This is a genomic window from Microbacterium sp. ISL-59 (assembly GCF_018613945.1).
Classification (GTDB): Bacteria; Actinomycetota; Actinomycetes; order Actinomycetales; family Microbacteriaceae; genus Microbacterium; species Microbacterium oxydans_B.
Window position 1 is genome coordinate 839,174 of sequence record NZ_JAGGPG010000002.1, and the last position, 26,197, is coordinate 865,370.

Here is a 26,197-nt window from a genome sequence, read left to right on the forward strand (position 1 = left end):
CGGAGTTCTCCTCCCGACGCGGAGTTCTCCTCCCGACGCGGAGTTCTCCTCCCGACGCGGAGTTCTCCGCCCGACAGCGTCACCTCTCAGCGCATGGCCTGCATCAGGCCTGCATGACCGCGAGCACGTTGCCGGCCGGGTCGCGGAACCACGCGATGTCCGGCCCCTGTCCGTTGCCGCGGACGATGCCGCGCGCATCGGAGGGGAACTCGTCGTCGCTGTAGATCTTGGTCTGCACGCCCCGCGCGATGAGCTCGTCCACCGCGGCGTCGACATCCGCCACAGGGAAGTTCAGGATCGTGAAGCTCGCCGGCGTGTGATTCGGCTTCGAGTACACGAGGATCGACCCGCCGCTGGGCAGCCGCAGGTCGAGGAACCCCATCGCGTTGACCTCGACGTCGAGGCCGAGGGCCGTGCCGTAGAACTCTTTCGCCGCGTCGATGTCGTCGACGCTGAAACCGCTGAATGCGTTGTCCGCTGTGAAGGCCGCCATGACTCCATGGTCCGCCGTCGCCCCGCGGTTGTCGAGGGGTTCATCGACGGATGCGGGCCGTGAGCCGGTCGGTCACCCGCAGCGGATCGAACAGTGCCGCGAGACCGCAGCGCACGAGCAGCGCGTGGACGGCCAGACAGATCGCGACCACCACCGCCGTCAGCAGGAGAGGGCCGACTGCCTCGAGCACCGGTGTCGTCCGCCACCCGGCAGCATGCAGCCCCGCGTCGATCAGTGCCAGCGGCATCATGTGCAGCACGTAGATCGGCAGGGTCCGTCGGCCGATCCACCGCAGCGGCCGCGCGACAACCTCGACGTGCCGGTCGAGGAGCACGCTGAGCGAAACCCCGAATGCCACCGCGACCAGACAGAGCAGCGGCCATGTTCCGGGCACGAGCCGGATGCCGAGCACCGAGACGACGGCGAGTGCCCCCGCGTACCCGGCGGCGAGCGCGACCGCGACTCCCACGCCACTCAGCCTCGCGAAGCGCTCGACGATCGCCCGCAGCCGCAGCCCGACGAGGAAGAAGAACAGGTTCTGCACCAGCTGCCACAGGTTGCCGAGATCAGGAAGGAGACCCGCCCCGGCGACCGCGGCGATCACGAATGCCACCGACAGCACGGCGACGGTCGGGAGCCCGCGCGTCAGCCGCCCGACCGTGAGATACACGGCGAGCGCGAGCAGGTACCAGAGGTTCGTCGGACTGATGGTGAGCTGCGCGAGCAGCTCCCACCCGCTGGTCGCCCGGGCCGTGTCGAACTCCGGCGTGAGCGCGAGCACGACGGTCTGGATGAGCACCCACACGAGGTAGAGCAGCGCGAGACGCCCGGCCCGACGCCGCCAGGAGCCACCGCTCGCGGCGAACACCGCCCGCGCCGCGAACATCCCGGAGACCAGGAAGAACAGCGGGATACGCAGCGGCAGCAGCTGCGCGTTGAGCATCACCCAGGCATCCGTCACCGGCCCCGCGCCCGGGATACCGACCGCGACCTTCGTGACCACGTGCCAGAGCACGACGAGCAGGATGCAGATGCCTTTCGCGACATCCGGCCATCCGACCCGTGGCGCCGGCGCGGTCACGAGGCCGCGCGCACGAGTCGCGAGACCAGGTCGACGTAGGTCACGCCCGCCGCGGCGAACATCCGCGGCACCTGCGAGGCGGCGGTGAGCCCCGGCATCGTGTTGACCTCGTTCAGCACCGGCCCCCGCTCGGTGAGGAAGAAGTCCATGCGCGCGACGCCATCGCACCCGAGCGCATCGAACACGGCGATCGCCGCCCGCTTGAGAGCGGCCGCCTCGGCAGCATCGAGCTGCGCCGGCACCGTGAACCGCGCACTGCCGTCGTACTTGGTGGCCGTGTCGAACAACCCGGTCGCGTGGATCTCCAGCGGCGGCGCCGCCCACCGGATGCCGCCCTTCTCGCGCAGCACCGCCACGTCGATCTCACGCCCCCGCACGACCTCCTCGACGAGGATGCGCCGATCGAAGCCCGCCGCCTCCTCGAGCGCCGCGAGCAGCTGCCCCTCTTCCGTGACGAGGCCCACTCCATGGCTCGAGCCCGCCGACACCGGTTTGACCACGACCTCCCCCTCGAATTCCACGTCGCCGATGTCGTCGGCGGCGACCAGACGGCCGCGGGCGGTGCCGAGACCCACGGCATCCGCCACGAGCTTGGTCGTCCACTTGTCCATGCCGATGGCCCCCGCCCGCAGCCCCGACCCCACGACGCGCACTCCGGCGAGCGCGCACAGCGCCGCGAGAGCGCCGTCTTCGCCCAACGCGCCGTGCACGGCCGGGAAGACCACATCGGTGCGGGTGAGCAGCGGCAGCGCGAGTGCGAGCGACTCGGCCGGCGATCCCCCGTTCGGGCGCCCCTCGACGCGCCAGATCCCGTCGCGGTCGATCGTCACGGTCGTCACGTCGTGGTCGCCCATCCGCAGCGCCGCGGCCACCGCCGCTGCGGATGCCAGGGAGACCTCGTGCTCGGGATTCTGCCCTCCGCCGATGACCAGCACCTTCGTCGTCATGCCACGCTCCTCTGCACGCGTGCGCCGATGCCGGTCACGATGGTGTGCGGGATGCTGCCCGCCCACCGCGCCCACTCCTGCACCGACGGCACGGCCCCGCCCTCCGGCCCGAACACGGTCGCGACGGTGCCCCGCGGGAAGAGCGCCGGTCCCGTGTCGACCACGATCTGGTCCATCGAGACCCTCCCCACGATCGGATGGCGCGTCCCGGCGATCTCCACCCCGGCGCCGGCTGCCAGCTCGCGCGGAATGCCGTCGGCGTATCCGACGCCGACCACGCTGAGGTGCGTCTCCCGGTCGGTCGTGTGCGCACCGCCGTAGCCGACCGCGGTTCCCGCCGGCACGAGTGCGCTGTGCACGACGGGCGCGGTCCACCGCGACGCTCCGGCGAGCACGGTGGTCTCGGAGGGGTCGATCCCGACCAGCCCCGCGCCGACCCGCACCAGGTCGAAGTGCGTCGCCGGGTCGGTCAGCGCACCGGAGGTCGCGGCGAGATGCACGAGCACCGGGCCGAAACCTGCGCGCAGCACGGCATCCCTTCCCTGCCGCAGACGCAGTACCGCCGCCGCGTTCGCTGCGGGATCGGCCTCGTCCGCCCGCGGCAGATGCCCCATGACCCCGACGACCTCTACCCGCCCCCGTCCGGTGCGCGCGAGCCGGAGCAGCTCCGGCCATTCCTCCAGCGGCGCCCCGCCCCGTGCCATCCCGGTGTCGAGCTGCAGGTGCACGCGCACCGGATCCGCGGCATCCGCGATCAGCTGCCGCAGCTCTTCGACCGAGCCGACCGCGATGTCGACGCGATGCGCGGCTGCGGCGGCAGCGTCGACACCGGAGGGGTTCAACCAGGAGAGGATCGGCACTGTGAGTCCGGCGTCGCGGAGTGCGACGGCTTCGGCGACATCCGTGACCCCCAGCCAGTCGGCGCCGGCGTCGACCGCGGCCCGCGCGACGGTGACGGCACCGTGCCCGTAGCCGTCGGCCTTGACCACGGCCATGATGCGGGCGGTCGTCGCGGCCCGCACCCGCCGCAGGTTCTCGGCGACGGCATCCGGAATCGTCTGCAGGGTGGGTGCGTGCAGGCGCGAGAGCGTCACGCGCTCGGGGGTGAGAAGAGTGGTCATCGCTGCATCCTCGGGTCGGCGGTCGGGTCGGCGAGCATCTCGGGACAGCCGTCGTCGGCGGCATCCGGACGCAGTTCGTAGTGCCAGGTCTCGTTGGCGTAGATCTGGCAGAGCCCGTAACGCCACCCCCGCTGGACGAGCCAGTCGAGCGCGGGCAGCGGGCCGAGGTCGACGGCGTCACCCGTCACGTGCTCCGAAGTCTCGGGCGTGGCCACCCAGCGCCGGGCCTCGGCCTCCGAGCCGTACTGCACGATCGCGTCCTGCAGCATCCGCTCCTGCAGTGCCGGCGTGCGCCATCCGCTGTTCACCCGGAACGTGATGCCATCGCCCTCGGCATCCGCTGCCGCACGCTGCAGCGCCGCAAGCAGGGCAGGATCGAGGTTGCCGACCGCCACCCGGTCGACGTCGAACACGGTGGGCTGATCGCCGTCGCGGATCACGCCGTCGGCCTCGCTCGGGGCGATGACCGAGCCGGTGCCGGCGCCGGCGGTTCCGCCCTCGGCGGGCCGATCGGTGGGCACGGGAAGGGTGCCGGGGCGTGCGGCGTCGGCGAAGGCCACGGACAGCGACTGCTGCACCGCGAACGTGACGACCACGGCGAGAGCGAGGGCGACAGCGACGACGGCGAACCGACGGCGGCGCGCTCTCGGGGAGCGGGAGGTGGTGCGGGTGTTCATGCTTCCAGTGAAGAAGCACGCCGGTTGCGAGGGCGTATGCGCTTTTCCATATGCTCCCGATATGCCGCACTGCGTAGGATCTCAGCCATGCGTGTGCTGATCGTCGAGGACGAGCCCTACCTCGCCGAGGCGGTCCGTGATGGGCTGCGCCTGGAGGCGATCGCGGCCGACATCGCCGGCGACGGCGACACCGCGCTCGAGCTGCTGAGCATCAACTCCTACGACATCGCCGTGCTCGACCGCGACGTGCCAGGACCGTCGGGCGACGACATCGCCCGGTGGATCGTGGCCTCCGGCAGCGGCATCCCGATCCTGATGCTCACCGCCGCCGACCGGCTCGACGACAAGGCGAGCGGCTTCGAGATCGGCGCCGACGACTACCTCACCAAGCCGTTCGAGCTGCGGGAACTGGTGCTGCGCCTGCGCGCCCTCGACCGCCGCCGTCAGCGCAGCCGCCCACCGGTGCTCGAGGTCGCCGGGCTGCGGCTGGACCCGTTCCGCCGCGAGGTGTACCGCGACGACCGCTACGTCGCGCTTACCCGAAAGCAGTTCGCCGTGCTGGAGGTGCTGGTCGACGCGGAGGGCGGGGTGGTCAGCGCCGAAGAGCTGCTGGAGCGGGCCTGGGACGAGAACGCCGACCCGTTCACGAATGCCGTGCGCATCACGGTGTCGTCGCTGCGCAAGCGCCTGGGCGAGCCGTGGCTGATCCTCACGGTGCCGGGAGTCGGGTACCGGATCGGGACGGATACCGATGCCTAGGCGCCGCGGGATGAGCGCCCGCCTCAAACTCACGCTCAGCTACGCGGTGATCGTGGTGGTGTCGGGAGGTCTGCTTCTCGCCGCGGTCGGGCTGTTCCTGCTGCGCTACGTGCCGGACACCGTCGACTTCTTCCCCAACCGCGGCGACCTCAGCCGGGCGTTCGTGCCGGTGGCCTCGATGGTCATGCTGGTGCTGCTCGCGTTCGGTCTCGGCGCCGGGTGGCTGCTGGCCGGACGGATGCTGGCGCCGCTCGACCGCATCGGCGACGCCGCCCGGCTCGCCGCGCAGGGGTCGCTGTCGCACCGTGTGGCGCTCGCCGGCCCCCGCGACGAGTTCCGCGATCTGGCCGACGTCTTCGACTCGATGCTCGAGCAGCTCGAGGCGCACGTCGCCGAGCAGCAGCGGTTCGCCGCGAACGCCTCACACGAGCTGCGCACCCCGCTCGCGATCTCGCAGACCCTGCTCGAGGTCGCCGAGGCCGACCCCGACCGCGATGTCGACGCCCTGATCGCGCGACTGCGTGAGGTGAACACCCGGGCGATCGAGCTCACCGAGGCCCTGTTGCTCCTGAGCCGCGCCGACCGCAGGACGTTCCCGCGCGAGATCGTCGACCTCTCCCTGCTCGCCGAGGGTGCGGTGGAGGCGCTGCTGCCGCTCGCCGACCGTCGAGGTGTGGCCGTCGAGGTGGGCGGTGTGCCCGCGTCGGTGCTCGGCTCGTCGGCCCTGCTGCCGCAGCTGGTCACCAACCTCGTGCTGAATGCGATCGTGCACAATCTGTCGTCCGGTGGGGCCGTGGCCGTGCGCACGCACTCGACGCCGCAGGCGGTCGCGCTGGTGGTCGAGAACACCGGCGAGGTGCTGCCGGCGCATCTGGTGGCGACCCTTGTCGAGCCGTTTCAGCGGGGCGCCGAGCGCACCCGCGACGACGACCATGCCGGTGCGGGACTCGGCCTCGCGATCGTCGACCGCATCACCCAGGCGCACGGCGGCACCCTGGTGCTCACCCCGCGCGCGGACGGCGGTCTGATCGTGACGGTGTGGCTGCCGCATCCGTACCCGGCGGCCGCGCCCGCCTGACCGACGGCGGTCCCGGCATCCGTCCGTCCCGCTTCCCGAGGTTCACCCCGCCACCCCGCCATCCGTCCATCCCGAGGTGCACCTGTCGGGATTTTTCACGGATGTCGGACCGGAACGCGGTTTCCGGTCCGACATCCGGACATGCTCCCGACAAGTGGACCCGGGGACGCCGGACCCCGGGCAAGACCCGGGGCGGATGCTGCGACGGGCGGATGCCGGACCCGGGCCGGGTCAGGCCACGCGGGGGTCGCGCGTCGCGGCGAGCTCGCGGCCGAAGGTGCGGGCGTCGGCCTCGGCGTTCTCCTTGAGCTCGCGCGCGGTGTCGGCGAACGCGTCGAGCGCCGGGTTCACGCCGACGAGGGTGAACGGACGCTGCACGACGCGCAGGTCGAGGCCCCAGACGTCTTCGAGCACGCGGCGCAGCCAGCCGGTCGAGTGGTCCCAGCCCTCCTTGGGCGAGCCCTCTGCGTAGTTGCCGCCGAGCACGGTGACGAGCGTCGCGGGCTTGCCGTTCAGCGCGGTGCCCGTCGGGTCGATGCGCGGGTCGGTGTAGGCCAGGTCGAACCAGGTCTTGAAGTGCTGCGAGACGCCGTAGTTGTACAGCGGCACGGCGAACAGCAGGGCGTCGGCGCCGATCAGCTCGTCGGCGAACGAGGTCGCGAGCGCACGGGCATCGTTCTGCGCGGGGGTGCGCTGGGCCTCGTCGACGAAGCCGCCGGTGACGGCATCCGCCCAGGCGGTCGCGGGCACCGGGTCGCTCGCCAGGTCACGGCGGGTGACGGTCGAGTCGGGGTGGGACGCGGTCCACTCGGCCTCGACGAGGTCGGCGAGCGCGCGGCTGGCGGACGACGCGGGAAGGATGCTGGCATCCAGGCGGAACAGGGACATGGGCCTACCTCTCGTTTTCGTAGTCGCTAGGTTTTTATTAGCGACACTGGTTAACGTAGCACGGGTAGGATGGGCGCATGGCCGAGGTCGAAGAAGAACGTCAGGTGTGCGACGCCGCCGTCACACTGGCCTTCAGCGTGCTCGGCAAACGGTGGAACGGCATGATCGTGTCCTCGCTCGGAGGCGGCCCTTCGACCTTCGTCGCGCTGCGCCGCGCGGTCGCCGGCATCAGCGACACCGTGCTCTCCGACCGCCTGGCAGAGCTCTCCGATGCCGGTCTCGTCGCGCGCACGGTCGATGCCGGCCCGCCGATCACGGTGTCATACGCACTCACCTCCAGCGGTGAGGGGCTGCTGCCCATCCTCGACCAGCTCGGCCGCTGGGCGTCAGCCAACCTCGCCGAACGCGCGCACTGACGCGGACGTCGCCGCTCAGCGGATCTGCTGCGCCACCCGCAGGACGATCTCGCGGGCCATCGTCCGATGATCGTCGCTGACACTCGGCACGCGCAGCAGCACCTGGATTCGCGAGACCACGGTGGCCAACTCCGCCTTCTGCAGCACTCGCTGAGGCGGCAGTGCCAACAGCGCTCCCGCCTGCATGCAGAGCAGGCGGACCGCGAGGTTCGGATCGACGCGCTCCCACTCCGGCACCTGGGTCTTCACGGTCCCGAAGGAGCTCAGCGCCCCGTCGGCGTCACCCAGCTGCAGTTGGGCCTGCATCATCCGCGCGACATCGAAACCGACTTCACGATGCGCTTCGCCGTGCACCGCTCGATCGATCCGCGCCGACTCACGGTACGAATCCAGCGCACCACTGGCGTCGCCGGAGAGCAGCATGACATCGCCGAGCGCATAGAGCATGCTGGCGTGGTCGTCGCTGTCGGGCGCCACCCGCCGCTGCAGATCGATCGCCTCACTCAAGGTGCGGCGGGCCTGCGTGAGCAGCCCGGCATCCGGCGGCTGCGCATCCTGCGCACGCAGGGTGAGCAGCCGGCCGAGATGCAGAAGGGGAAGCGCAGTGTGGCTGTGCGACTCGTGGTCCTCCCGGTAGATCCCGATCGATTCCTCCAGAGCCGTCGAGGCCTGCTCCAGCTGGCCGGCGGCGATCAGCGCCATGCCCAGATCGTTGAGGTCTCGCGCCACATGCAGACTGCGCTCGCCTCCGACTCCCCGATCCAGCTTCACGGCACGTTGCGCGTATTCCACTGCCTCCCGGGGATGCCCGGCCTCGATGCTGCTGCGCGACGCCATCGTCAGGAAGTTGCCACGCAGCTCCTCATCCGCCCGCTCGGCGAGCTCCAGATACCCTGCCACGCGCTCCGCGGCCGGCACATCCGTGAGGAAGAACTGATCATGGAGTGACTGCACGCCTACATCGTCCGGCATCAAGCGCAGCGTCTCCGCGATGCTGCGCCGCGCAGCTGCCGGATCCCCCAGCGCCTCCTCCGCCCAGGCGATGGTCACATGCGCGGCTGCCCGCAGGTCGTCCGGTGCCGCCTCATCGGCCACCACCCGCTCCGCCGCCTGCTTCGCCTGACCGGATTCCCCCGCCAACAGGTGCACGCGGGCCTCGGATTGCAGGATGACCACCTGCGCGTCGGGACTCTCGTGCACGAAGGGAACCGCACGCGCCGCCTGTATCTGCCGGTAGGCGCCGCTGACCGAGCCCTGCTCCGCCAGCCGCTCCGCGAGCAGGATCCGGGCGACGACGCGTGACGCCCTCTGCGTTTCCAGCAGGGGGTCCACCGCGTCGATCACTGCGGCGAGGCCCGGGAGCAGACGACGCCCGGGCACATCGATGAGACCCAGCACCGCTTCGATGAGCAGGACGGCGGATCCCGCGCGCAACGGCTGCTCCGTGAGGTCGAGAACGACGGAGGCCGTGAGGGCATGGCTCTGGACGAGTGCCCCGCGGATGCTCACGACGCCGATGCCGATCAGCTCGCGGAACGCCTCGTCGATGCGGAGCTGCGCGTCTGTCTCTTCCGCGAAGGCCGTCTCGAACAGGCGCCGGGGTACGCCGCTGCCTCCGCTGACGGCCACCGCGACGAGCAGTTGCCACGCGAGTCCTCCGCGAGCGTCGTCGCGCACGGCGGCCAGGACGCCGACGAATCCGGCGGACTCCGGCCGTCCGGCGAGGACGCGACTGGGGCTCGAGCGCATCAGGGCGACCAGGGATGCGACCGACGTGCCGGTCTCTGCCACATATCCGCACGCCGTGGACACGATCAGGGGATTGCCCGCGCAGGCGCCGAGCACCTCGTCGACCTCGCCTTCCGAGACGTCGTCCGGAAGACGGCGACGAGCGATTCCTCGCAGGGTGGCGTCGTTCGCGCCATCGACCTGCACGACGGCATGCTTCGGGAAGGATGCCGCCGAGCGCGTCGTCACCAGTGCCGCGCCGCTCGCGTGCCCCGACGGGAGCAGCTCGCGGACGGTGTCGAACGCCGGTGCATCGTCCACGACGACGAGCCACCCGCTGCGACGGGCGAGGAGAGACCGGACCTGCGCCGGCAGGTCGCCCATTGGCTGCTCGCCGAACTCCTGCAGCAGCGCCTCGCAGGCATCCAGAAGCAGCTGCGGCGTCTTGGCCGAGACCCACCACACGAGTTCGAGGTCTTCGTGCGCACTCCACGAACGTGCCGTCATCTCCGCGAGGACGCTCTTGCCGGCTCCCTGCCCGCCGGCGATGACGGCGAGGCGATGCGCCGAGAGAGTCTCCTCCACGACATCCTGCTCGGGGCGCGCCACGGGCTGCTCGCTCAGGGGCAGGGTCGCGATGTTGGAGACGGCTCCCGAGGGGCTACGGGCGAACGTCGATGCGTTCTCCTCTCGCGCACCAAAGACCGTGTCGGCCGGCGCCGACCGAGCGAGCAGGAGCGGCAGGGCGAGCGCGCTGTCCGGCTGCCGTGCGGCTCTGTCGATCTCCTGCGCGAGCAGTCGGGCGGTCTCCTGCGCGAGTCGCGGGATGTCGACGGTCCGTTCGTCGATCACGTCGAGCGCGGGAAGCTCCTGGCGGAATGTCAGAGACCAGCGATCGACACGGTCGGGCGCCGCCCACTGCGGGTCGTGCTGCGCGAGCAGCCGGTACGCCTGCTTCGGCCTCAGCGCGTCGGCGACCATCGACGCGGTCACGCCTCTGTCGTCGCGGTCCTGCTCGGCGAAGGCCTGCCTCAGTGCCCGCGCGAAGCACGCGTGGAACTCGCGCTCCAGGGCACCCCGACGCACCAGGGGCGCCGCGGCGCCGGCGATGCCCGCGACATTGGCAGCACCCGAGATCAGATCCACCCGTCGATGCTATCGACTGCGGGGGTTCACCAGGGGCTGGGCTCGTAGTCCTTCAGGAACACCCCGTGCACGTCTTCGCCGGCCTCGCCACGCACGATCGGGTCGTACACGCGGGCGGCGCCGTCGACCAGGTCGAGCGGGGCGTGGAAGCCCTCTTCGGCCAGACGCACCTTCGTGTAATGCGGACGCTCGTCGGTGATCCATCCGGTGTCGACGGCGGTCATCAGGATGCCGTCCTTCTCGAGCATCTCGCCGGCGCTGGTGCGGGTGAGCATGTTGAGCGCGGCCTTGGCCATGTTCGTGTGCGGATGCCCCGGACCCTTGTACCGGCGGGAGAACTGCCCCTCCATGGCCGACACGTTCACCACGTACTTGCGGTGGGAATCGGATGCCGCCATCGACGCGCGCAGCCGGCTGATCAGCAGGAACGGCGCGGTCGTGTTGGCGAGCTGCACCTCGAGCATCTCGAGCGGGTCGACCTGGTCGATCGACTGCACCCAGCTGTTGGTGCGGTTCACATCCGGCACGAGACCACCCGCATCGATCGCGGTGCCGTCGGCGTGCTTCTCGAGCGACGACGATCCGGGAGCCATCGCGAGCCGGGCGAGGTCTTCTGCCGTGAGCGCCTGTCCGCCCTGCTCGGCGACCGTGCCGCCGAGGGCGGCGACAGAGAGCAGCGGATGCGCGTCGACCGATGCCTGCAGCGCCTGCGGGTGCGGGTCGGCGGTGTGCCCGAAGGTCTCCATCTCGGGGAGCGGTCCGTCGGGGAGCGGCTGCAGTTCAGCATCCGCCAGCAGCGAGTACGAACCGGGCGAGCGGCGCACGGTCTGCGCGGCGTTGTTGATGAGGATGTCGAGCGGCCCCTGCGCCGCGACCGAGTCGGCGAGGCCGATCACCTGGGCGGGGTCGCGCAGGTCGATGCCGACGACGCGCAGGCGGTGCAGCCAGTCCCCCGAGTCGGGAAGGGCCGAGAAGCGGCGCACGGCGTCGCGCGGGAACCGGGTCGTGATGGTCGTGTGCGCGCCGTCGCGCAGCAGCCGCAGCGCGATGTGCATGCCGATCTTGGCGCGGCCACCCGTGAGCAGGGCGCGCTTGCCGGTGAGGTCGGTGCGGGCGTTGCGCTTGCCGTGGCTGAAGCGGGCGCAGTCCGGGCAGAGCTGGTGGTAGAACGCGTCGACCTGCGTGTACGGCTGCTTGCAGATGTAGCAGTTGCGGGGCTTGAGCAGCTCGCCGGCGATCGGGGCATCCGTGACGCTGGTCGCGAGGTCATGCCCGCGGGTCTCGTCGTCGATGCGGTCGGGCGCCCCGGTGGCGGTGCGGGCGACGACGGCCTTGTCGGCCTCGGCGATCGCGTCGCGGATCTCCTTGCGACGCACGCGCTTGACGGCCTTGAACATCGCCGCGGTCGCGTGGCGCACGGCGACGAAGTCCGGGTGCTCGTTGTCGATCTGGTGCAGCTCGGCCAGTACGCGAAGGGTCGTGGCGAGATCGTCGGGGTCGACGCCCGGTCCGAGGTCGGGTGCAGCGTCGGAGGGGGCGTCGGTCATTGTGCTGATTTTACGCGAGTGTCCTGGGCATCCGCCCCGCCGGCATCCGCCGCCCGCGTTGCCGAGCGCACGGCTTGTCGCCGACTGCACGGGCTGTCGACGCGGGCAAGTCGTGCACTCGCCAGCATCCCGTGCACTCGGCATGACGCGAGGCGGCGGAACACGCGGCGCGACGCGACATGATGCGAGGCGGCGGAGTGCGGCGCGTCAGACGAGGGCGCGCTGGCAACGGAGCGCCGTCAGCACGGCACCGTTCGCCCCGGCCCACTCGCCGAGCGTGGCCGGCACGATGGGCGGAACCCGATGGAACGAGGCCCGTTCGCCGACGTAACGTGCCGCGAGCGTCACGAGCTGATGCGGCGCCTGAGCGAGCCCGCCGCCGATCACGATGCAGCCCGGATCGACGAGGGCGCACAGGGTGAGGATCGCCTCCGCGAGCGCCGACGACGCCCGCTCGACGATCGCGGTGGCCACGGCATCCCCCTCGCTGCTCGCCGCCAGCAGCCCTTCCGGACCGCCTGCACCGCCGACCGCGGCCCACGCCCGCCGCAGGGCGGGTGCGCCGATGATGGTCTCCAGGCATCCGCGGCGTCCGCACGAGCAGATACTGCCGTCGGGCTCGATCGTGATGTGTCCGAGTTCGCCGGCCGAACCGTGCGCCCCCGGGACGACCTGCCCGTGCGCCACGTGTGCGCCCGCGATCCCGGTGCCCAGCGCGAGCACGAAGACGTCGTCGACACCGGCGCCCGCGCCCCACGAGGCCTCGGCGACCGCGGCGGCGTGACCGTCGTTGATGACGTCGACCGGGATGCCGAGTTCGGCGCTGAGCTGCGCGCCGAGCGGGCGGCCGTCGAGCGCAGGGATGTTGGTCGAGCGCACGACCACGCCCGCCGCCTCATCGACGAGTCCGGGGATCGACAGCACCACGCGTTCGAGCTCAGCATCACCGCGGAGCGATGCGGCGATCGCAGCCAGCCCCTCGACAGGTGAGTCCTTGGGCGTCGCGTGGCGGCCGCGCGCGAGGGGCGTGGGCGGCGCATCCAGCGAGATGCGCGCCGGCGCGAGCAGGTGCTTGACGCTCGATCCGCCGACGTCGAGCCCGAGCACGACAGGGCCCGCGCCGTGCACAAGGGTCGATCGGGTCGGCTCTCCCCCGGTCACGGGGCCATCACCCGGGCGGCCGCACGGGCCTCCCGCCGCAGCGCCTGCTTGTCGGGATCGGGGACCGGCACCGAGGCCAGCAGCCGTCGGCTGTACGGATGCTGCGGCGCCAGGAGCACGTCGTCGGCGGAGCCCGTCTCGACGATCTCGCCCTTGAGCATGACAGCGACCCTGTCGGAGATCTCGTGCACGACAGCGAGGTCGTGGCTGATGAAGAGGCACGCGAAGTGCATCTTCTCCTGCAGGGTGCGCAGCACCTCGAGCACCGCGGCCTGCACCGAGACGTCGAGGGCCGAGGTGGGCTCGTCGGCGATGATCAGTTCCGGCTCCAGGGCGATGGCGCGCGCGAGACCGATGCGCTGACGCTGCCCTCCGGAGAGCTCGTGCGGGTAGCGCGAGGCGTAGTTCGTGGGCAGCTCGACGGCGTCGAGAAGCTCGGCCACGCGGGTGCGGCGCGTGCTCGCCGAGGTCGGGAAGCGTCGACGCTGCACGAGCAGGGGCTCGGCGATGGCCTCTCCGACCGTCATGCGCGGATCGAGGCTGGAACCCGGGTCCTGGAAGATCGCGCCGACGCGACCGCGGAGCGCGCGCTCCCGACGCCCGGAGACACCGCCGCGTCCGACCTTCTCGCCGAACAGAGTGATGCCGCCGCTCGACAGGGGCAGAAGCCCCAGTGCCGCGCGTCCGAGGGTCGACTTGCCCGATCCGGATTCGCCGACCAGGCCGAGGATCTCCCCCGGGGCGATGCGCAGGCTCACGCCGTCGAGCGCGAGGAACGGTCGTCCGCCGCGTCGGTAGGTGACGCTCGCGGCATCCAATTCGAGCACCGCGGCGGGGACCTCGGTCTCGGGCTCCCGTTCGATCACGCTCGCGAGGTCGGGCAGCGAGGGCACGGCGCTGAGCAGCTTCTTCGTGTAGTCCTCGCGCGGCGCGGTGAGCACCGTGCGGGTGTCGCCCACCTCGACCATGGTGCCGCGGAGCATCACCGCGACCCGGTCGGCGATGTCGGCGACGACGCCCATGTTGTGCGTGACGAGCAAGAACGCGGTCCCCGACTCGGCCGCGAGACCGCGGATCAGGTCGAGGATCTCAGCCTGCACGGTCACGTCGAGTGCGGTCGTCGGCTCGTCGGCAATGATGAGCTGCGGCTCGCAGGCGAGGGCGATCGCGATGACCACGCGCTGGCGCTGCCCACCGGACAGCTCGTGCGGGTAGCTCTTCGCCCGACGGGCGGGCTCGGGGATGCCCACGCGCCGGAGCATCTCGACCGCACGCTCCCAGGCCTCCGCCTTGGAGATGGTGCGGTGGTTGAGGATCGCCTCGGTGATCTGGTCGCCGATCCGCATGCTCGGGTTGAGCGCGGTCATCGGTTCCTGGAACACCATCGAGATCTCGGCGCCGCGCACGGCGTTCATCTCGGCTTCCGCGAGCGGCAGGAGCTCGCGCCCGGCGAGCCGGATCGAACCGGTGACCGTGGCCGAGCGCGGCAGCAGCTTCAGGATGGCCATGGCGGTGACGGACTTGCCCGAACCGGACTCGCCGACCAGCGCCAGCACCTCGCCGGGTCGGACCTCGAGGTCGATGCCCTTCACGGCCTCGACCGATCCGTCTTCCGTGCGGAACGTGACCGTGAGGTCGGAGATCTCCAGCAGTGCGTCGCTCATGCGGCACGCCCCTTCACGTCGAAGAAGTCGCGCAGGCCGTCGCCGATGCTGTTGAAGGCGCAGACGGTCAGCACGATGCAGAATCCGGCGGGGAAGATCAGCCACCAGGCGCCCGCGTACGTGTAGGTGATGCCGCTGGTGAGCATGGCGCCCCAGTCGGTCGCCGGCTTCTGCAGCCCCATTCCGAGGAACGAGATGTAGGCGACGAGGAGGATGGCGTCGGCGACCTGGAACGTGGCGTTCACGACGATTGTGCCGACGGTGTTCGGGACGATGTGCTTGAGCACGGCGCGGGAGTGCGTGCCACCCATGGCTCGCAGGGCCAGCACGTATTCGCGCGACTTCAGCGAGATCGATTCGGCGCGCACGAGGCGAGCCGGGACGAGCCAGGACACCAGGCCGATGACGCAGATCATCAGCGGCACGCTCGGGCGCAGGATCGCCGAGAGGATCAGCAGCAGGAAGGTCGCGGGGATCGCGATGCCGGCGTCGACGACGCGCATCATCACGGTGTCGACGGCACCGCCGACGTAGCCGGCGATCGCTCCCCAGAGGGTGCCGATGACGGTGGCGAGGATGCCGGCGGCGAGTCCGATCAGGATCGAGATCTGACCGCCCATCATGAGCCGACCGAGCACGTCGTAGCCGACGTCGTCGGTGCCGAGCGGGTGGCCGGGGCTCCCCGGCGGCAGCATGGTGCTGCGCAGGTCGGTGTGGATCTGGTCCGTCGGGTGGATCAGCGGACCCAGGAAGCAGAAGAGCAGGAACAGCACGATGGTCACGATGCCGAAGACCGCGAGCTTGTTCTGCAGGAAGCGGCGCGTGCCCCGCTGACGCGGGGTCAGCGTGCGCATCACGATGGTCGTGGTGCTCACGAGAGCTCCTCTCGGGTGCGCGGATCGAGCAGCGCCTGGATGATGTCGGCGAGGAGCGATCCGATGACCGTCGCGAGCGCGATCACCAGGATGCAGCCGATCAGCACGGGGTAGTCGGAGGTCTGTGCCGAGGTCCAGAACAGCAGGCCCATGCCGGGGTAGTTGAAGAGCGACTCGACGACGATCATGCCGCCGAACATGACCGGCAGGTAGTAGCCGAGCATCGCGATCACGGGGGTCAGGGAGTTGCGCACCACGTGGCGGGTGATCACCACGGGCACCGAGGTGCCCTTCGCCCTGGCGGTGCGGACGTAATCCTCGGAGAGGTTGTCGATCGTGGCGGAGCGCATGTACCGCGAGAACGTCGCGATGATGCCGAGCGCCGCGGTGAGCACCGGCAGCACGAGGCCGGCCGGGTTGGCCAGCACGTCGCCGACGGTCTCGCCCTGCGGCGCCTGGGCGGGCACGAGCCGCAGCCACTGGGCGAACACGATCACGAGGATCAGGCCGAGGAAGAACGACGGCGTCGAGTAGACGATGAAGTTCCAGGTGGTCAGCGCGTAGTCCCAGGCCTTGCCGCGGCGCACGGCCTGGAAGATGCCCATCGGGATCGCGATGATCAGCGCGAACAGCATCGAGATGAGGGCCAGGATCAGCGTCTTCGGAAGACGCTGGCCGATGGCATCCGCCACCGGTCGGTTCAGTTTGAACGAGTCGCCCAGGTCTCCCTGCACCAGCTGCAGCAGGAAGTTGAAGTACTGCTGCCACAGGGGCAGATCGAAGCCGTTCTCCTTGTTGAAGGCGTCGATCTGCTCCTGCGAAGCCTGCATGCCGAGGATGCCGGCGGCCGGCCCCTGCGGCATCGCGAGGTGGAGCAGCGCGAACACGATCAGCGTCACGATGAGGATGACGATCCCGCCCTGGCCGACCCGTCGCAACAGGTACCACCAGAACCGCGGGCCGCCGGCCCTCTCCTTCTTCTGCTGCGCGTTCTGCGCTGCTTCCACCACGCTCATGTCACCTGCTCGTTACTTGGTCCAGGACCAACGCTGGGGAAGGAACGACGCACCCGGGTCCTGGTGGGCGATGTCGAGTCCGTCACGGACGACGGATACCTGGTACACCGGGTTCGGCATCCACATGACCGGGAGGTCGGTGGCGAGGTACTCGGAGTACTTCTTCGCGATCTCGGGGTCGGTCGAGAAGGCCATCGCCTGGACGAGCTCCTCGGCCTCGGGGTTGTCGTACTGTCCGGCGTTCCACTTGGTGTCCTTCGCGAAGACGCGCTCACCGGTGGCGTACGGCGGGAAGTACCAGCTGCCCGCAGTACCGAAGAAGACGAGCTCCCACGTGCACGCGCTGCCGGTCTTGCACTCCTGCGCCTGCGTGAGGACGGTGTCGAGCGGCTTGGAGTCGATCGTCATCTTGACGCCGATCTTGCCGAGCGACGACTGGATCTCCGCCATCATGTTGTCGGTCTCCTGCGAGCCGTTCTGCGTGGTGACGACGATCTCCGCCTTGTCCCCCGCGGCGATGCCCTCGCCGCACTGACCCTCGGCCGCGCCGGCTTCGGCGCACTCGAGCGTGCCGTCGGATCCCTTGACCCAGCCGTTGTCGGTGAACAGCTTCTCGGCCTTCTTCAGGTCGAACGGGTACGGGTTGTCCTTCTGCACGTCAGACAGTCCGCTGGAGTCCGCGGTCTGCGGGATGGGACCGTAGTCGGGAGTCGCGGCACCGTGCCAGACGACCTCGGAGATGGTCTCCTGGTCGATGGCGTGCTGCAGTGCCTGACGCACGTAGAGCTGCTTGTAGAAGGAGCCCTTCTCGGGGTTGGCGAAGTTGTACGGCATGTACGTGATCGACCAGCCGGCCCACGGCTCGATGCTGTAACCGAGGTCGGTGAACTGCTTCTCGTTCGTGAGCTGCGAGCTCGTGACGTAGCCGTAGTCGACATCACCGGAGCGCACGACGTTCATCTCGGCGTCGGCCGACGTGAACGGCAGGAACTCGACGTTGTCGATGCTCGGCTTGTCCTCGCCGGTGTACTCCTTGTTGGCGGTGAGCTCCACCAGACCCGAGTCCGACCAGCTCTTGACCGTGTAGGGACCGGCGACGGTCTTCCACAGGTCGTTGGTCGCGTAGGTCTTCATGTCCTCGGCCTCGGAGAAGAGGTAGTCGAGAACCGCGGTCGCACCGGCCTGGTCGCGGTCGTGGTCGCCGATCTCGCCGTCAGCGCTGGTCTTGTCCCAGACGTGCTGCGGCATCGGGTAGATGAGGCTGAGCTGGTTGCCGAGGAGGAACTCCTCGTTGTAGACCTTGTCCATCGTCAGCGAGAACGTCTTGTCGTCGATGGTCGTGAACTCGGTGATGTTGTCGGGCATCAGGCCGGCGGAGTAACCACCGGTCTTCTCGCCGTTGAAGCGCACCAGGTTGTACCAGAACTCCACGTCGCGCGAGGTGACGGGCTCGCCGTCCGACCAGTCGAGGTCGTTCAGCGTGATCGTGATGGTCTTGCGGTCCTCGGAGAACTCGTAGGACTTGGCGGCGGAGGCCAGCTCATCCCAGCCCATCTCGCCGTCGACGCCGTTGTACTCGAACAGGCGCGGCCACATCGTCGCCTTGATGGCGCTGTTGTGGGTGGCCATCTTGTCGGGCGACGAGATCGGCAGGATCCAGTTGGGTCCGGTGCCGACCTGCAGGGCGAAGCTGACGGTGTCCTTCTCGCCCGAGCCGGTGTCGCCCGAGGCGCCACCCTGACAGGCGGTGAGGGCGAGCGTCGCGACGGCGAGCGCACCCAGGGGGGCGAGCAGCCGGCGGCGCAGCGACTGAGATCGCATGTAAACCTCCTTGTTCAACGCCTCGCAACCAAGGCGTTCGTCCGATTTATGACGTACTTTGAATCATGCCCGAACTAAGTCCGGGGCAGAAGTCGGTCTTGTTACGTTTAAGTAACTAACTTTCTTCGATTGCGGCGAAAAGCTGCGGAAGCTCGTCAGCCGACCATCTCGGCCGCGAGATCCGGCGCCTCATCGAACGCGTCGAACGGATGCATCGGACGCTGGATGCGGTGGTGACCGAGCCGCTCGAGGTCCTGATCCACCCCGCCCGGGGTGAGGGCGAGCGTCCAGCCGCGCATGATCGCGTACAGCTCGGGCTCGAGGTAGCCGATCTTGGTGACGACGATCTGCGCCGCGACCGGGTCGAGTCCGATCGAGGTGAAGTCGGAGACGTCGTGGTACGCCTTGCGGAACTCCGTGACGATCACGTGCAGGCCGCCGACGCGGATGACCGCGATGCCGCCGGCATCCACATCGCCCTCGTGCAGGCTGTGCAGCACGCCCTCGACGAGGACCGGTCCGTGCGGTCCGCTGTCGACGCGCGCGCCGACCTCGACCGACACCCGCTCACCCACGGCGTGACCGCGGAGGACGTCGAGCGCCCCCTTGTCGAACACCGAGGCGCACAGCGTGACCGGGGCGTCGTCGGCGGTGAGTTCGGGCTTCTGCAGCAGCTGCGCGAGGGTCCAGGTGACGTCGCCCGTGCCGCCGGCGCCGGGGTTGTCGCCCGAGTCGCTGATGAAGTACGTGGTGTCGGTGGCGGCGAGGCCGGCCGCGACACCCTCGTCGAGGGTTCCAGGAGGGCCCACGAACTCGAAGTCGTCGCGCACATCCCAGAACGCGCGACCGAGCTCTTCCGCCGCACGCGCGGTCGCCGCGTCGTCGGTGCCGGTCACGACCACGGTCGCGTGGCAGCGGGGCTCGTCGGCCCAGGCATAGCCGATCCAGATCGCGGCGTCGGTGATGCCGGGGCGCGCCTCGATCTCGGGGATGCGGGCGTACAGGCTCTTCGCCGGCTCCACGCGGGTGCTGGTCTTCTCGCCGGGGAGCAGGATGGGCACGCGCACCCAGGCGCGGCGCGGGGTGACGCCGCTCTCGAGCGCCTCGACGAGGTTGCGGATCGCGCGGTCGCGGGTCTCCCACGTGTCTTCGTGCGGAGCGAGCCGGTAGCAGGTGATGATGTCGACGTTCTCGATCAGGGTCCGCGACACGTTGCCGTGCAGGTCCATCGATGCCGACACCACGACGTCGGCGCCGATCACCTCGCGGATGGCGGTGATCAGGTCGCCCTCGGCGTCGTCCATGCCCACGACGCTCATCGCCCCGTGGATGTCGAAGAACAGGCCGTCGAGCTTCTCGCCGTCGGCCACGAGCGCCCGCAGCCCGTCGCAGATGCGCGTCTTGATGCTGTCGTAGACCTCGCGCAGCACGGCACCGCCGGGGATCGATCGGGCGTAGTAGACCGGCAGCCACTCGGCGCGGCCGCGCATGTCGCCGTCGCGCAGGGAGTCGTAGCGGGTGATGAGCTCTTCGCCCTCCACGCGCAGGAAGTCGCGTTCGCCGGCGCGGTGCGGCGAGAAGGTGCTGGACTCGATGGCCATGCCGGCGATGGCGATGCGCGGGAGCGGGGACGTCTCGGTCATACTCCGAGTCTAGATCGGACCTCGAACCAAAACTTGCATCTTGTTCCGCATGGTCGCGAACTTGAGCCGATAATCGAAGCTACTACGCGGCGGTCGTGCGCAGTTCCTCGTCGATCCTGGCCGGGTCGAGCATCCGCTCCAGCAGCTCCCAGGCCACACCGCGCGCACCGGCGAGGGCGCCGGCTCGGCTCACGCCGATCTCGAGAGCATCCGTCGACATGGGCAGGCAGAGCGTGAACAGGGCCTGCCGCACGCCGGCGACGAACGCGTCGGCCGTGGCCAGGCGCCCGCCGAGCGCGAGCGCCTGCGGGTTGAAGAAGTTGATGATCGTGGCGAGCACCTCGCCCGTGCGCGCCCCGGCCTCGCGCAGCGCGGAGGTGGCTTTGGGGTGGGCATCCTGCGCGAGCGCGAGCACGTCGTCGAGGGTCTCGACCGCGACGCCGGATTCACGCAGCGCATCCACGATCGCCGCCCCGCTGGCGACCACGTCGAGGCAGCCGACCCGGCCGCACGAGCAGATGATGGGAGGGGCGTTGTGCAGGGCGACGTGGCTGATGTCGCCGGCGACACCTCGGTACCCGCGGTAGACGGCCCCGTCGAGGATGATGCCGCAGCCGATGCCGCTGCCCGCCTTCACGAAGACCAGCTGCTCCTGCTCGCCGCCGCGCTCGATGAACTCACCGACGGCCATGGCGTTCGCGTCGTTGTCGATGAGGAACGGGAGCCCGGTGACCGAGCCGAGCACCTCACCCACGTCGACACCGTTCCAGCCGGGCATGCGCATGGGCGCCAGCAGGCGCGAGGTGCGCGAATCCACCGGGCCGGGCAGGCTCATCGCGATGCCCTCGACCGTGAGACCGCCGTTGTCCTTCGCGAGTTTCTGCGCGCACTCCCACACCTGATTCACGACGCTCTCGACCCCGTCGAGGAGCGACACCTGCGCGACGGTCGAGGCGACGACCTCGGCACGACGGTCGAACAGCGCCACCGTGGCGTGCTTCTCGCCGAGCTCGACTCCGGCGACCACGCTGCCGCCGGCCTTGACGGTCAGCACGCGGGGGCGACGTCCGCCGCGAGACTCGCCCTCGCCGTTCTCCTCGATGTAGCCATGGGCGATCAGCTCTTCGACGCGGAGCGCGACGGTCGAGGGGGAGAGTCCGGTCAGGCGGGCGAGGTCGGCGCGGGACTGGGCCGCCCCGGTGCGCACCAGACGGAAGATCTCACCCTCGGAATGTACGGTCTGGGTAGCCGGCGCCACGGTGTCCTCGAATCATCTTGTTTCGGTAGTCAAACAAAGATAGCCCCAGGACTGGAGGAATGTCACCCCTTGCGCGTCATGCTTCGACTCCTGGGCAGCGTCCCGGTTCGCGTCCCGCCCCCGCCGAGTGCACGGGACGCTGCCCAGCGCACGGGATCTTCACGCGAACGCGCCGTGCACTCGGCAGCACGCCGTGCACTCGACTCGGCGAAGGGGCGGGGGCGGTGCGGACCCCCAGGGCGCAGACTGGACGCATGACCGATTCCGACCCGTACCTGCTCGGCCCCGGACTCCTTCCGACGCCGTTCACCGCCGCCGAGATCCGCGAGGCCACCGGATCGGGGAAGCTGATCCGACTGCTCCTGGAGGGGCCCGACGGCCCGATGGGCGAACACGTCAACCGCTTCCGCGACACCGATGACGAGGGCGCGACCCTCGACCGGTGGGCCGCCGCCGACCCGAAGGCCGTCGTCTCGAACCGCGTGACCTGGGCCGAGCTGCAGGGGCATGCCGCGTTCGACGCAGGGACGACGAGCGTGTCGACCGTCGCGCTGTCGACACCCCTCGGGCAGCTCACCTGCCGCCGGTACGACACCGACGACGGCGTCTTCTGGTTCTCGATCGATCACCCCGGGATGCCCGTGCAGTACGAGTCCGACGGCATGCGCACGACGGTGCTGAGCATCGAGTCGGACTAACCCCGGCCGCACGCACGATTCGCCGAGGTGCGGACGAATCGCGGAGCTTCCCGTGGGGATTGTTCCGCTCATCGCCGGCACCTCGGCTAATCGTCACGCCGAACCGGCGCCGAGGTCAGTGCCCGGCGGCGCCGACCACCACGAACTCGTTCGGTACGACATCGAGGGTCGCCTCGGCCGACACGTCACCGGTGTGCAGGTCGACCGCGAGGATGCGGTCCTTCGACGGCTCGGTCACGTAGGCGATGTCGCCGACCACGTGCAGGCCCGGGTGCGGCTGCTGCCACTCGGTCGGGCTCTCCCACGGATCGATCACATCCCAGGTGTCGACGAGCTCACCCGACTCGTCGAGCAGCGACAGGCTGCCGTCGGCCCCGAGCACCACGACGTTGTCATGTCCGTCGCGCCCGACTCCGCGCCAGGTGTACTCCACACCCTCCGGGAGGTCGACGATCGACATCGTCTGCGCCGCGGTGTCGATGCGCGCGAGCTGCGACAGCAGGTACCCCTCCTGGTCAGGGTCGGTCTTGTAGTCGCCGAAGGCGATCGCGCTGGTCTCGCTCACGTACGCGTTGCCGGTGCGACCGAACTCGTCGGGGGCATCGATCTTGGTGAAGGCGCCGCCGTCGAAGAGCAGCACGCCGTCTTCGCAGCCGAACATCACGACCTCGCCCTTGAGAGCACCCTCTCCGTGCACGCTCGGGCACTGCTCGTTGCGGGTGAGCTCGGTGCCGTCGGCCGCGAGGTGACGGACTCCGCTGCGGGCATCGGCCGTGCCGATCGTCGAGAGGATGCTGCCGTCGGCGAGCTCGAGCGCCACACCGTGGTGGGCGGCCTCCGAGGTGATCGTGCCCACCTCGGGAAGGGCACCGGTGCCGACGGCATCCGTGTCGAAGATCCGCACCTCGCCGGTGCCGTCGTCGAACAGAGCCGTGCGTCCGGCGTGCGGGACTGCGTGGCCCGCGGCTTCGGCGTCGAACACCTCGCCGGTGAACTCGACGGTGCCGGATGCCAGGCCGGAGTCGAGCACGTGGAACCCGTCTTCCGCGGTGACGAAGACGTGCCCGTCGTGGTCGCCGGCGCCGTTGACGCGCAGGAAGCCGCCGAGCTCGACCTGCCCGATGGTGTCGAGGGTCTCGCCGTCGAGCACGAGCACACCGCCGTCGTAGGTCACGGCGACGCGGGTGTCACCTTCGTGGTGGTCTTCCGGTGCGGCGCCGGCGGTGTTCTCGGCGGCGGGCCCGGGGGTCGCGCATCCGGCGAGCGCCACGGCGGCGATCACGCCGAGGGCGCCGATCGCGAGGCGGCTGCGGGGTCGGGACATGGATCGTCTCTCTTTCTTCTGGGTGGGTGCGCGGGATGCGCGGCGACGACCGGAGTCGTCGAGGGCTCAGCCGACCTGCTGCACGGACCAGGGGTCGAGGTCGGCGAAGGTTCGGGTGACCGTGCCGTCGCCGTGGTCGATCTCGTGCACGGCACCGGTCGCCGGGTCGCTCACGTAGGCGTGCTGGGCGTCGACGAGCAGCTGCACGCGGTCGCGCAGGGCGGGGTCGGTGACGGATGCCGCCAGCAGTTGTTCCGTGCGGGCCAACACGGTGCCGTCCGGGGCGAGCACGCGGACGCGACCGTCGGCATCGATCGCGACCGTGCGACTGTCGTCGTCACCGAGGGCGGCGGCCTGCAGCAGGGGCACATCCGAGGGGAGCAGCATCCACTGCCGCTGCCGCACGTCGAGTAGCCAGGCACCCTGCTCGCCCGCGACTCCGGCGAGGTCGGGGCGGTCGGCGCGGCCGGAGAGACTGCCCGCCAGGAGGGCGTTCGCGGGGTACGGGATGGCCTCGGCGGCGATGGTGCCGCCGACCTCGCGGCTGAAGAGCACGGCCCCCTCGGCGCACGAGAAGACGGCGCCGACGCGGGTGAGGTCGACGTCGCGGGGATCGGCGCACGCGACTGCTGCATCCGGGACGCGGTCGCCGGCGGGGTCGAGCAGCTCGATCGTCGCCCCCGCGGTGGGTACGAGCAGGTGTCCGGCGAGTGGGGCGACGGGGCCGGCGGCATCGACGGTCACACGCGGGGCGGCATCGAGCCCCTCGGCGAGAGCGTCGTGGGCGAGCAGGACCAGTTCCCCGCCCGCGAAGGCGACGGTCGCCCGCTGTTCACCGGCGACGACCGTGACGTCTCCCTCGCCCTCGAGGGTTCCACGCGTCTGCGGGGCGCCACGGAAGGAGTGCGTGTGATCGCCGTGCGGCACGGTCCAGCGCGCGGAGTCGAACACCTCGACCGCGGTGCCGCCCTCCGTGTCGTGCGCGCGGTAGACGAGACGGCCGTCGCCGAAGAGACCGGTGATGCCGCTGCGGCCTGACGCGAGTGTCGTGCGCGCTTCGGTGGCGAGGTCGAGGAGCGTGAGCTCGCCGCGCCGGTCGGCGATAACGAGGGCGCGGGCGGGAGAGGCCACCTCGGCCGCGCCACCCGCGTCGATGCCGTGCGCGTCGGGAGCGGTTGCGGCGGGCGCGGGCGGGGCGGCCCGGGCACAGGCGGTGGACGCGAGCAACAGCGTGAGCGCGGCGGCGACGGATGCGGTTCGGCGGAGAGGAGGGTTCATGACGTTCTCACCCTATTGAGAACGATTCTCGTTATCAAGTCGGTGGATGTTGCGGCCTCGGCCTCCTCGCCCGAGGCGCACGGAATGGAGGAGAAAACACGGAACGAAGGAGCGGTGGGGCGGAAGCGTCCTTCGAAGCACGCGATCTCCTTCATTTCGCGTCATGCCCACGGGCAGTCAGCCCGAACGTCAGCGCCCCGGCGTAGGGTCGCAGCATGAGCAGCACAGCATCCGGAGAAAGTCATGGAGTGGTCCCCTCCTATCTGCTCGCGCGACTGGCCGAATCGGGGCGTTTCCCCAAGGCCGCAGCCGCCGCGCGGCAGACGCTCACGTCGGGTCGACCGCCCTTCCGCGCCCGCATCGACCTCTCGATCGACGAGAACGGCGACCTCGTCGCCCAGCTCTCGGATGCTCCCAACCGCACGATCAGCGATGCCGGCAACACGCAGCAGCTACCCGGAGCCGTGGTGCGCGGCGAAGACGATGCCCCGGTGGAAGACACCGCGGTCAACGAAGCGTTCGATGGGCTCGGCGCCACGTTCGAGATGCTGCTGGCCGCGTTCCAGCGCAACTCCCTCGACGACGCCGGCGCCCCGCTCGACGCGACCGTGCACTACGGCGTCGACTACGACAACGCGTTCTGGGACGGCGAGCGGATGGTGTTCGGAGACGGCGACGGCGAGGTGTTCCAGGGGTTCACGGGATCGCTCACCGTCATCGGCCACGAGCTCGCGCACGGCGTCGTGCAGCACACCGCGAACCTCGAATACCAGGGGCAGCCCGGGGCGCTGAACGAGTCCATCGCCGACGTGTTCGGCGCGCTGACCGAGCAGTACGCCCTCGGCCAGACCGCCGACCAGGCGACCTGGCTCATCGGCGCCGAGATCTTCACCGACGCGGTCGAGGGTGCGGCGCTGCGCTCGATGATCGCGCCCGGCACCGCCTACGACGACGACGAGCTCGGCAAAGACCCCCAGCCCGACCACATGAGCGGCTTCGTGCGCACGACCGAAGACAACGGCGGGGTGCACATCAACTCCGGCATCCCCAACCGCGCCTTCGCCCTGTTCGCGACCGACCTCGGTGGCAACGCCTGGGAGCGGGCGGGCACGGTCTGGTACCGGGCTCTCACCGGCGGCCTGTCGAGCACGGCGACCTTCACGGAGTTCGCCGACGCCACGGTCGCCGCCGCCACCGCGCTCGACGATGCCTCGGCCGAAGCGGCTCGACGCGCCTGGAGTGCCGTGGGAGTCTATGAGGATGAGCGAGTCCCCTCCACCGACTGACACGCACGTCGTGATCGCGGTGGTGCGCACCGGCGGCATCGCGGGCATCCGTCGTCAGTGGCGGGTGGAAGCACAGCCCGACGACGCCGGGGAGTGGATCGACCTCATCGACGGCTGCCCGTGGGACGAGGAGTTTGATGCCGGCACCGGCGCTGACCGGTACGTCTGGAGCATCCGAGCCCGCACACCCTCGGAGCGCCGGGAACGCGACCTGCCCGACTCCGCCCTCGACGGCCCCTGGCGCACGCTCGTCGAAGCGGTGCGTACGGCTGCGCGACGCTGAACCCGCGAA

Annotated in this window: 23 protein-coding genes; 6 read left to right on the top strand and 17 right to left on the bottom strand. The window is 70.2% G+C overall.

Translation table 11 applies throughout. The features are described from left to right. Positions 1-103 precede the first annotated feature (103 nt). From J7E45_RS08130 to J7E45_RS08150, 5 genes are read right to left on the bottom strand one after another with little or no spacing between them, the layout of a single operon-like run. On the bottom strand, positions 104-493 hold the full coding sequence (locus tag J7E45_RS08130; RefSeq protein ID WP_167632790.1) for a VOC family protein: 390 nt from the start codon (positions 491-493) through the stop codon (positions 104-106). A 40-nt stretch (positions 494-533) separates the two neighbouring features. Continuing rightward, positions 534-1,574 carry an acyltransferase family protein gene (locus J7E45_RS08135; protein ID WP_215068395.1) on the bottom strand — a complete coding sequence of 347 codons (1,041 nt, stop codon included), beginning with the start codon at positions 1,572-1,574 and terminating at the stop codon, positions 534-536. Then, complete coding sequence (locus J7E45_RS08140; RefSeq protein WP_215068397.1) at positions 1,571-2,521, bottom strand: D-alanine--D-alanine ligase; 951 nt, start codon at positions 2,519-2,521, stop codon at positions 1,571-1,573. Before J7E45_RS08140 ends, J7E45_RS08135 begins: the two co-directional genes overlap by 4 nt. Continuing rightward, the gene (alr, locus tag J7E45_RS08145; protein WP_215068399.1) at positions 2,518-3,642 is read right to left on the bottom strand and encodes an alanine racemase; all 1,125 of its coding nucleotides are present in this window, start codon (positions 3,640-3,642) and stop codon (positions 2,518-2,520) included. The genes J7E45_RS08140 and alr overlap by 4 nt, the downstream gene beginning before the upstream one ends. Further along, entirely contained in the window at positions 3,639-4,319 is a 681-nt protein-coding gene (locus J7E45_RS08150; protein ID WP_215068401.1) for a M15 family metallopeptidase, read from the bottom strand. The genes alr and J7E45_RS08150 overlap by 4 nt, the downstream gene beginning before the upstream one ends. 87 nt (positions 4,320-4,406) lie before the next feature. Here J7E45_RS08150 and J7E45_RS08155 point away from each other — a divergent pair, with 87 nt between their 5' ends. Further along, positions 4,407-5,078: a response regulator transcription factor gene (locus J7E45_RS08155; RefSeq protein WP_091032811.1), complete on the top strand. Its 672-nt coding sequence runs from the start codon at positions 4,407-4,409 to the stop codon at positions 5,076-5,078. 10 nt (positions 5,079-5,088) lie between these two features. Then, positions 5,089-6,156 (top strand): HAMP domain-containing sensor histidine kinase, encoded by a 1,068-nt coding sequence (locus J7E45_RS08160; protein ID WP_285228977.1) that lies wholly within the window; start codon positions 5,089-5,091, stop codon positions 6,154-6,156. A gap of 231 nt (positions 6,157-6,387) precedes the next feature. Here J7E45_RS08160 and J7E45_RS08165 read toward each other — a convergent pair whose 3' ends face one another. Next, a complete protein-coding gene (locus J7E45_RS08165) occupies positions 6,388-7,044 on the bottom strand; it encodes an FMN-dependent NADH-azoreductase (RefSeq protein ID WP_215068405.1) in 657 nt (218 codons plus the stop codon). Positions 7,045-7,121: 77 nt separating this feature from the next. Between J7E45_RS08165 and J7E45_RS08170 the strand changes: the two genes are divergently transcribed. Further along, on the top strand, positions 7,122-7,460 hold the full coding sequence (locus J7E45_RS08170) for a helix-turn-helix domain-containing protein (protein ID WP_091032813.1): 339 nt from the start codon (positions 7,122-7,124) through the stop codon (positions 7,458-7,460). A 15-nt stretch (positions 7,461-7,475) separates the two neighbouring features. Here J7E45_RS08170 and J7E45_RS08175 read toward each other — a convergent pair whose 3' ends face one another. The 9 genes from J7E45_RS08175 to J7E45_RS08215 all read right to left on the bottom strand — a co-directional run bounded on the left by J7E45_RS08175 (position 7,476) and on the right by J7E45_RS08215 (position 21,319). Further along, the gene (locus J7E45_RS08175; RefSeq protein ID WP_215068407.1) at positions 7,476-10,334 is read right to left on the bottom strand and encodes a tetratricopeptide repeat protein; all 2,859 of its coding nucleotides are present in this window, start codon (positions 10,332-10,334) and stop codon (positions 7,476-7,478) included. Between the two features lie 26 nt (positions 10,335-10,360). Continuing rightward, entirely contained in the window at positions 10,361-11,881 is a 1,521-nt protein-coding gene (locus tag J7E45_RS08180; protein WP_215068409.1) for an SDR family NAD(P)-dependent oxidoreductase, read from the bottom strand. Between the two features lie 207 nt (positions 11,882-12,088). Further along, positions 12,089-13,042, bottom strand: coding sequence for an ROK family protein (locus tag J7E45_RS08185; protein WP_215068411.1), 954 nt, complete (start codon positions 13,040-13,042; stop codon positions 12,089-12,091). Then, entirely contained in the window at positions 13,039-14,706 is a 1,668-nt protein-coding gene (locus J7E45_RS08190) for an ABC transporter ATP-binding protein (RefSeq protein WP_215068413.1), read from the bottom strand. Before J7E45_RS08190 ends, J7E45_RS08185 begins: the two co-directional genes overlap by 4 nt. After that, complete coding sequence (locus tag J7E45_RS08195) at positions 14,703-15,581, bottom strand: ABC transporter permease (protein WP_244175958.1); 879 nt, start codon at positions 15,579-15,581, stop codon at positions 14,703-14,705. The genes J7E45_RS08190 and J7E45_RS08195 overlap by 4 nt, the downstream gene beginning before the upstream one ends. After that, positions 15,578-16,597 (bottom strand): ABC transporter permease, encoded by a 1,020-nt coding sequence (locus tag J7E45_RS08200; protein ID WP_091032821.1) that lies wholly within the window; start codon positions 16,595-16,597, stop codon positions 15,578-15,580. The genes J7E45_RS08195 and J7E45_RS08200 overlap by 4 nt, the downstream gene beginning before the upstream one ends. 12 nt (positions 16,598-16,609) lie before the next feature. Continuing rightward, positions 16,610-18,418: a peptide ABC transporter substrate-binding protein gene (locus J7E45_RS08205; protein ID WP_091032823.1), complete on the bottom strand. Its 1,809-nt coding sequence runs from the start codon at positions 18,416-18,418 to the stop codon at positions 16,610-16,612. A 155-nt stretch (positions 18,419-18,573) separates the two neighbouring features. Further along, on the bottom strand, positions 18,574-20,061 hold the full coding sequence (locus J7E45_RS08210) for a M81 family metallopeptidase (protein WP_215068416.1): 1,488 nt from the start codon (positions 20,059-20,061) through the stop codon (positions 18,574-18,576). A gap of 82 nt (positions 20,062-20,143) precedes the next feature. Continuing rightward, a complete protein-coding gene (locus tag J7E45_RS08215; RefSeq protein WP_215068418.1) occupies positions 20,144-21,319 on the bottom strand; it encodes an ROK family transcriptional regulator in 1,176 nt (391 codons plus the stop codon). Between the two features lie 254 nt (positions 21,320-21,573). On the opposite strand from J7E45_RS08215, the gene J7E45_RS08220 reads away from it, so the two are divergent. Beyond that, the gene (locus J7E45_RS08220) at positions 21,574-22,017 is read left to right on the top strand and encodes a hypothetical protein (protein WP_091032841.1); all 444 of its coding nucleotides are present in this window, start codon (positions 21,574-21,576) and stop codon (positions 22,015-22,017) included. Between the two features lie 115 nt (positions 22,018-22,132). Here the strand turns inward: J7E45_RS08220 and J7E45_RS08225 are convergent, their stop codons facing one another. Both J7E45_RS08225 and J7E45_RS08230 read right to left on the bottom strand, forming a co-directional pair. Then, entirely contained in the window at positions 22,133-23,341 is a 1,209-nt protein-coding gene (locus J7E45_RS08225; protein ID WP_215068420.1) for a hypothetical protein, read from the bottom strand. A 66-nt stretch (positions 23,342-23,407) separates the two neighbouring features. Then, entirely contained in the window at positions 23,408-24,619 is a 1,212-nt protein-coding gene (locus tag J7E45_RS08230) for a hypothetical protein (protein WP_215068422.1), read from the bottom strand. Between the two features lie 215 nt (positions 24,620-24,834). Here J7E45_RS08230 and J7E45_RS08235 point away from each other — a divergent pair, with 215 nt between their 5' ends. Further along, positions 24,835-25,905, top strand: a complete 1,071-nt coding sequence (locus J7E45_RS08235; RefSeq protein WP_251053518.1) for a M4 family metallopeptidase — start codon at positions 24,835-24,837, stop codon at positions 25,903-25,905. Further along, the gene (locus J7E45_RS08240) at positions 25,880-26,188 is read left to right on the top strand and encodes a protealysin inhibitor emfourin (RefSeq protein ID WP_215068424.1); all 309 of its coding nucleotides are present in this window, start codon (positions 25,880-25,882) and stop codon (positions 26,186-26,188) included. The genes J7E45_RS08235 and J7E45_RS08240 overlap by 26 nt, the downstream gene beginning before the upstream one ends. Positions 26,189-26,197 lie beyond the last annotated feature (9 nt).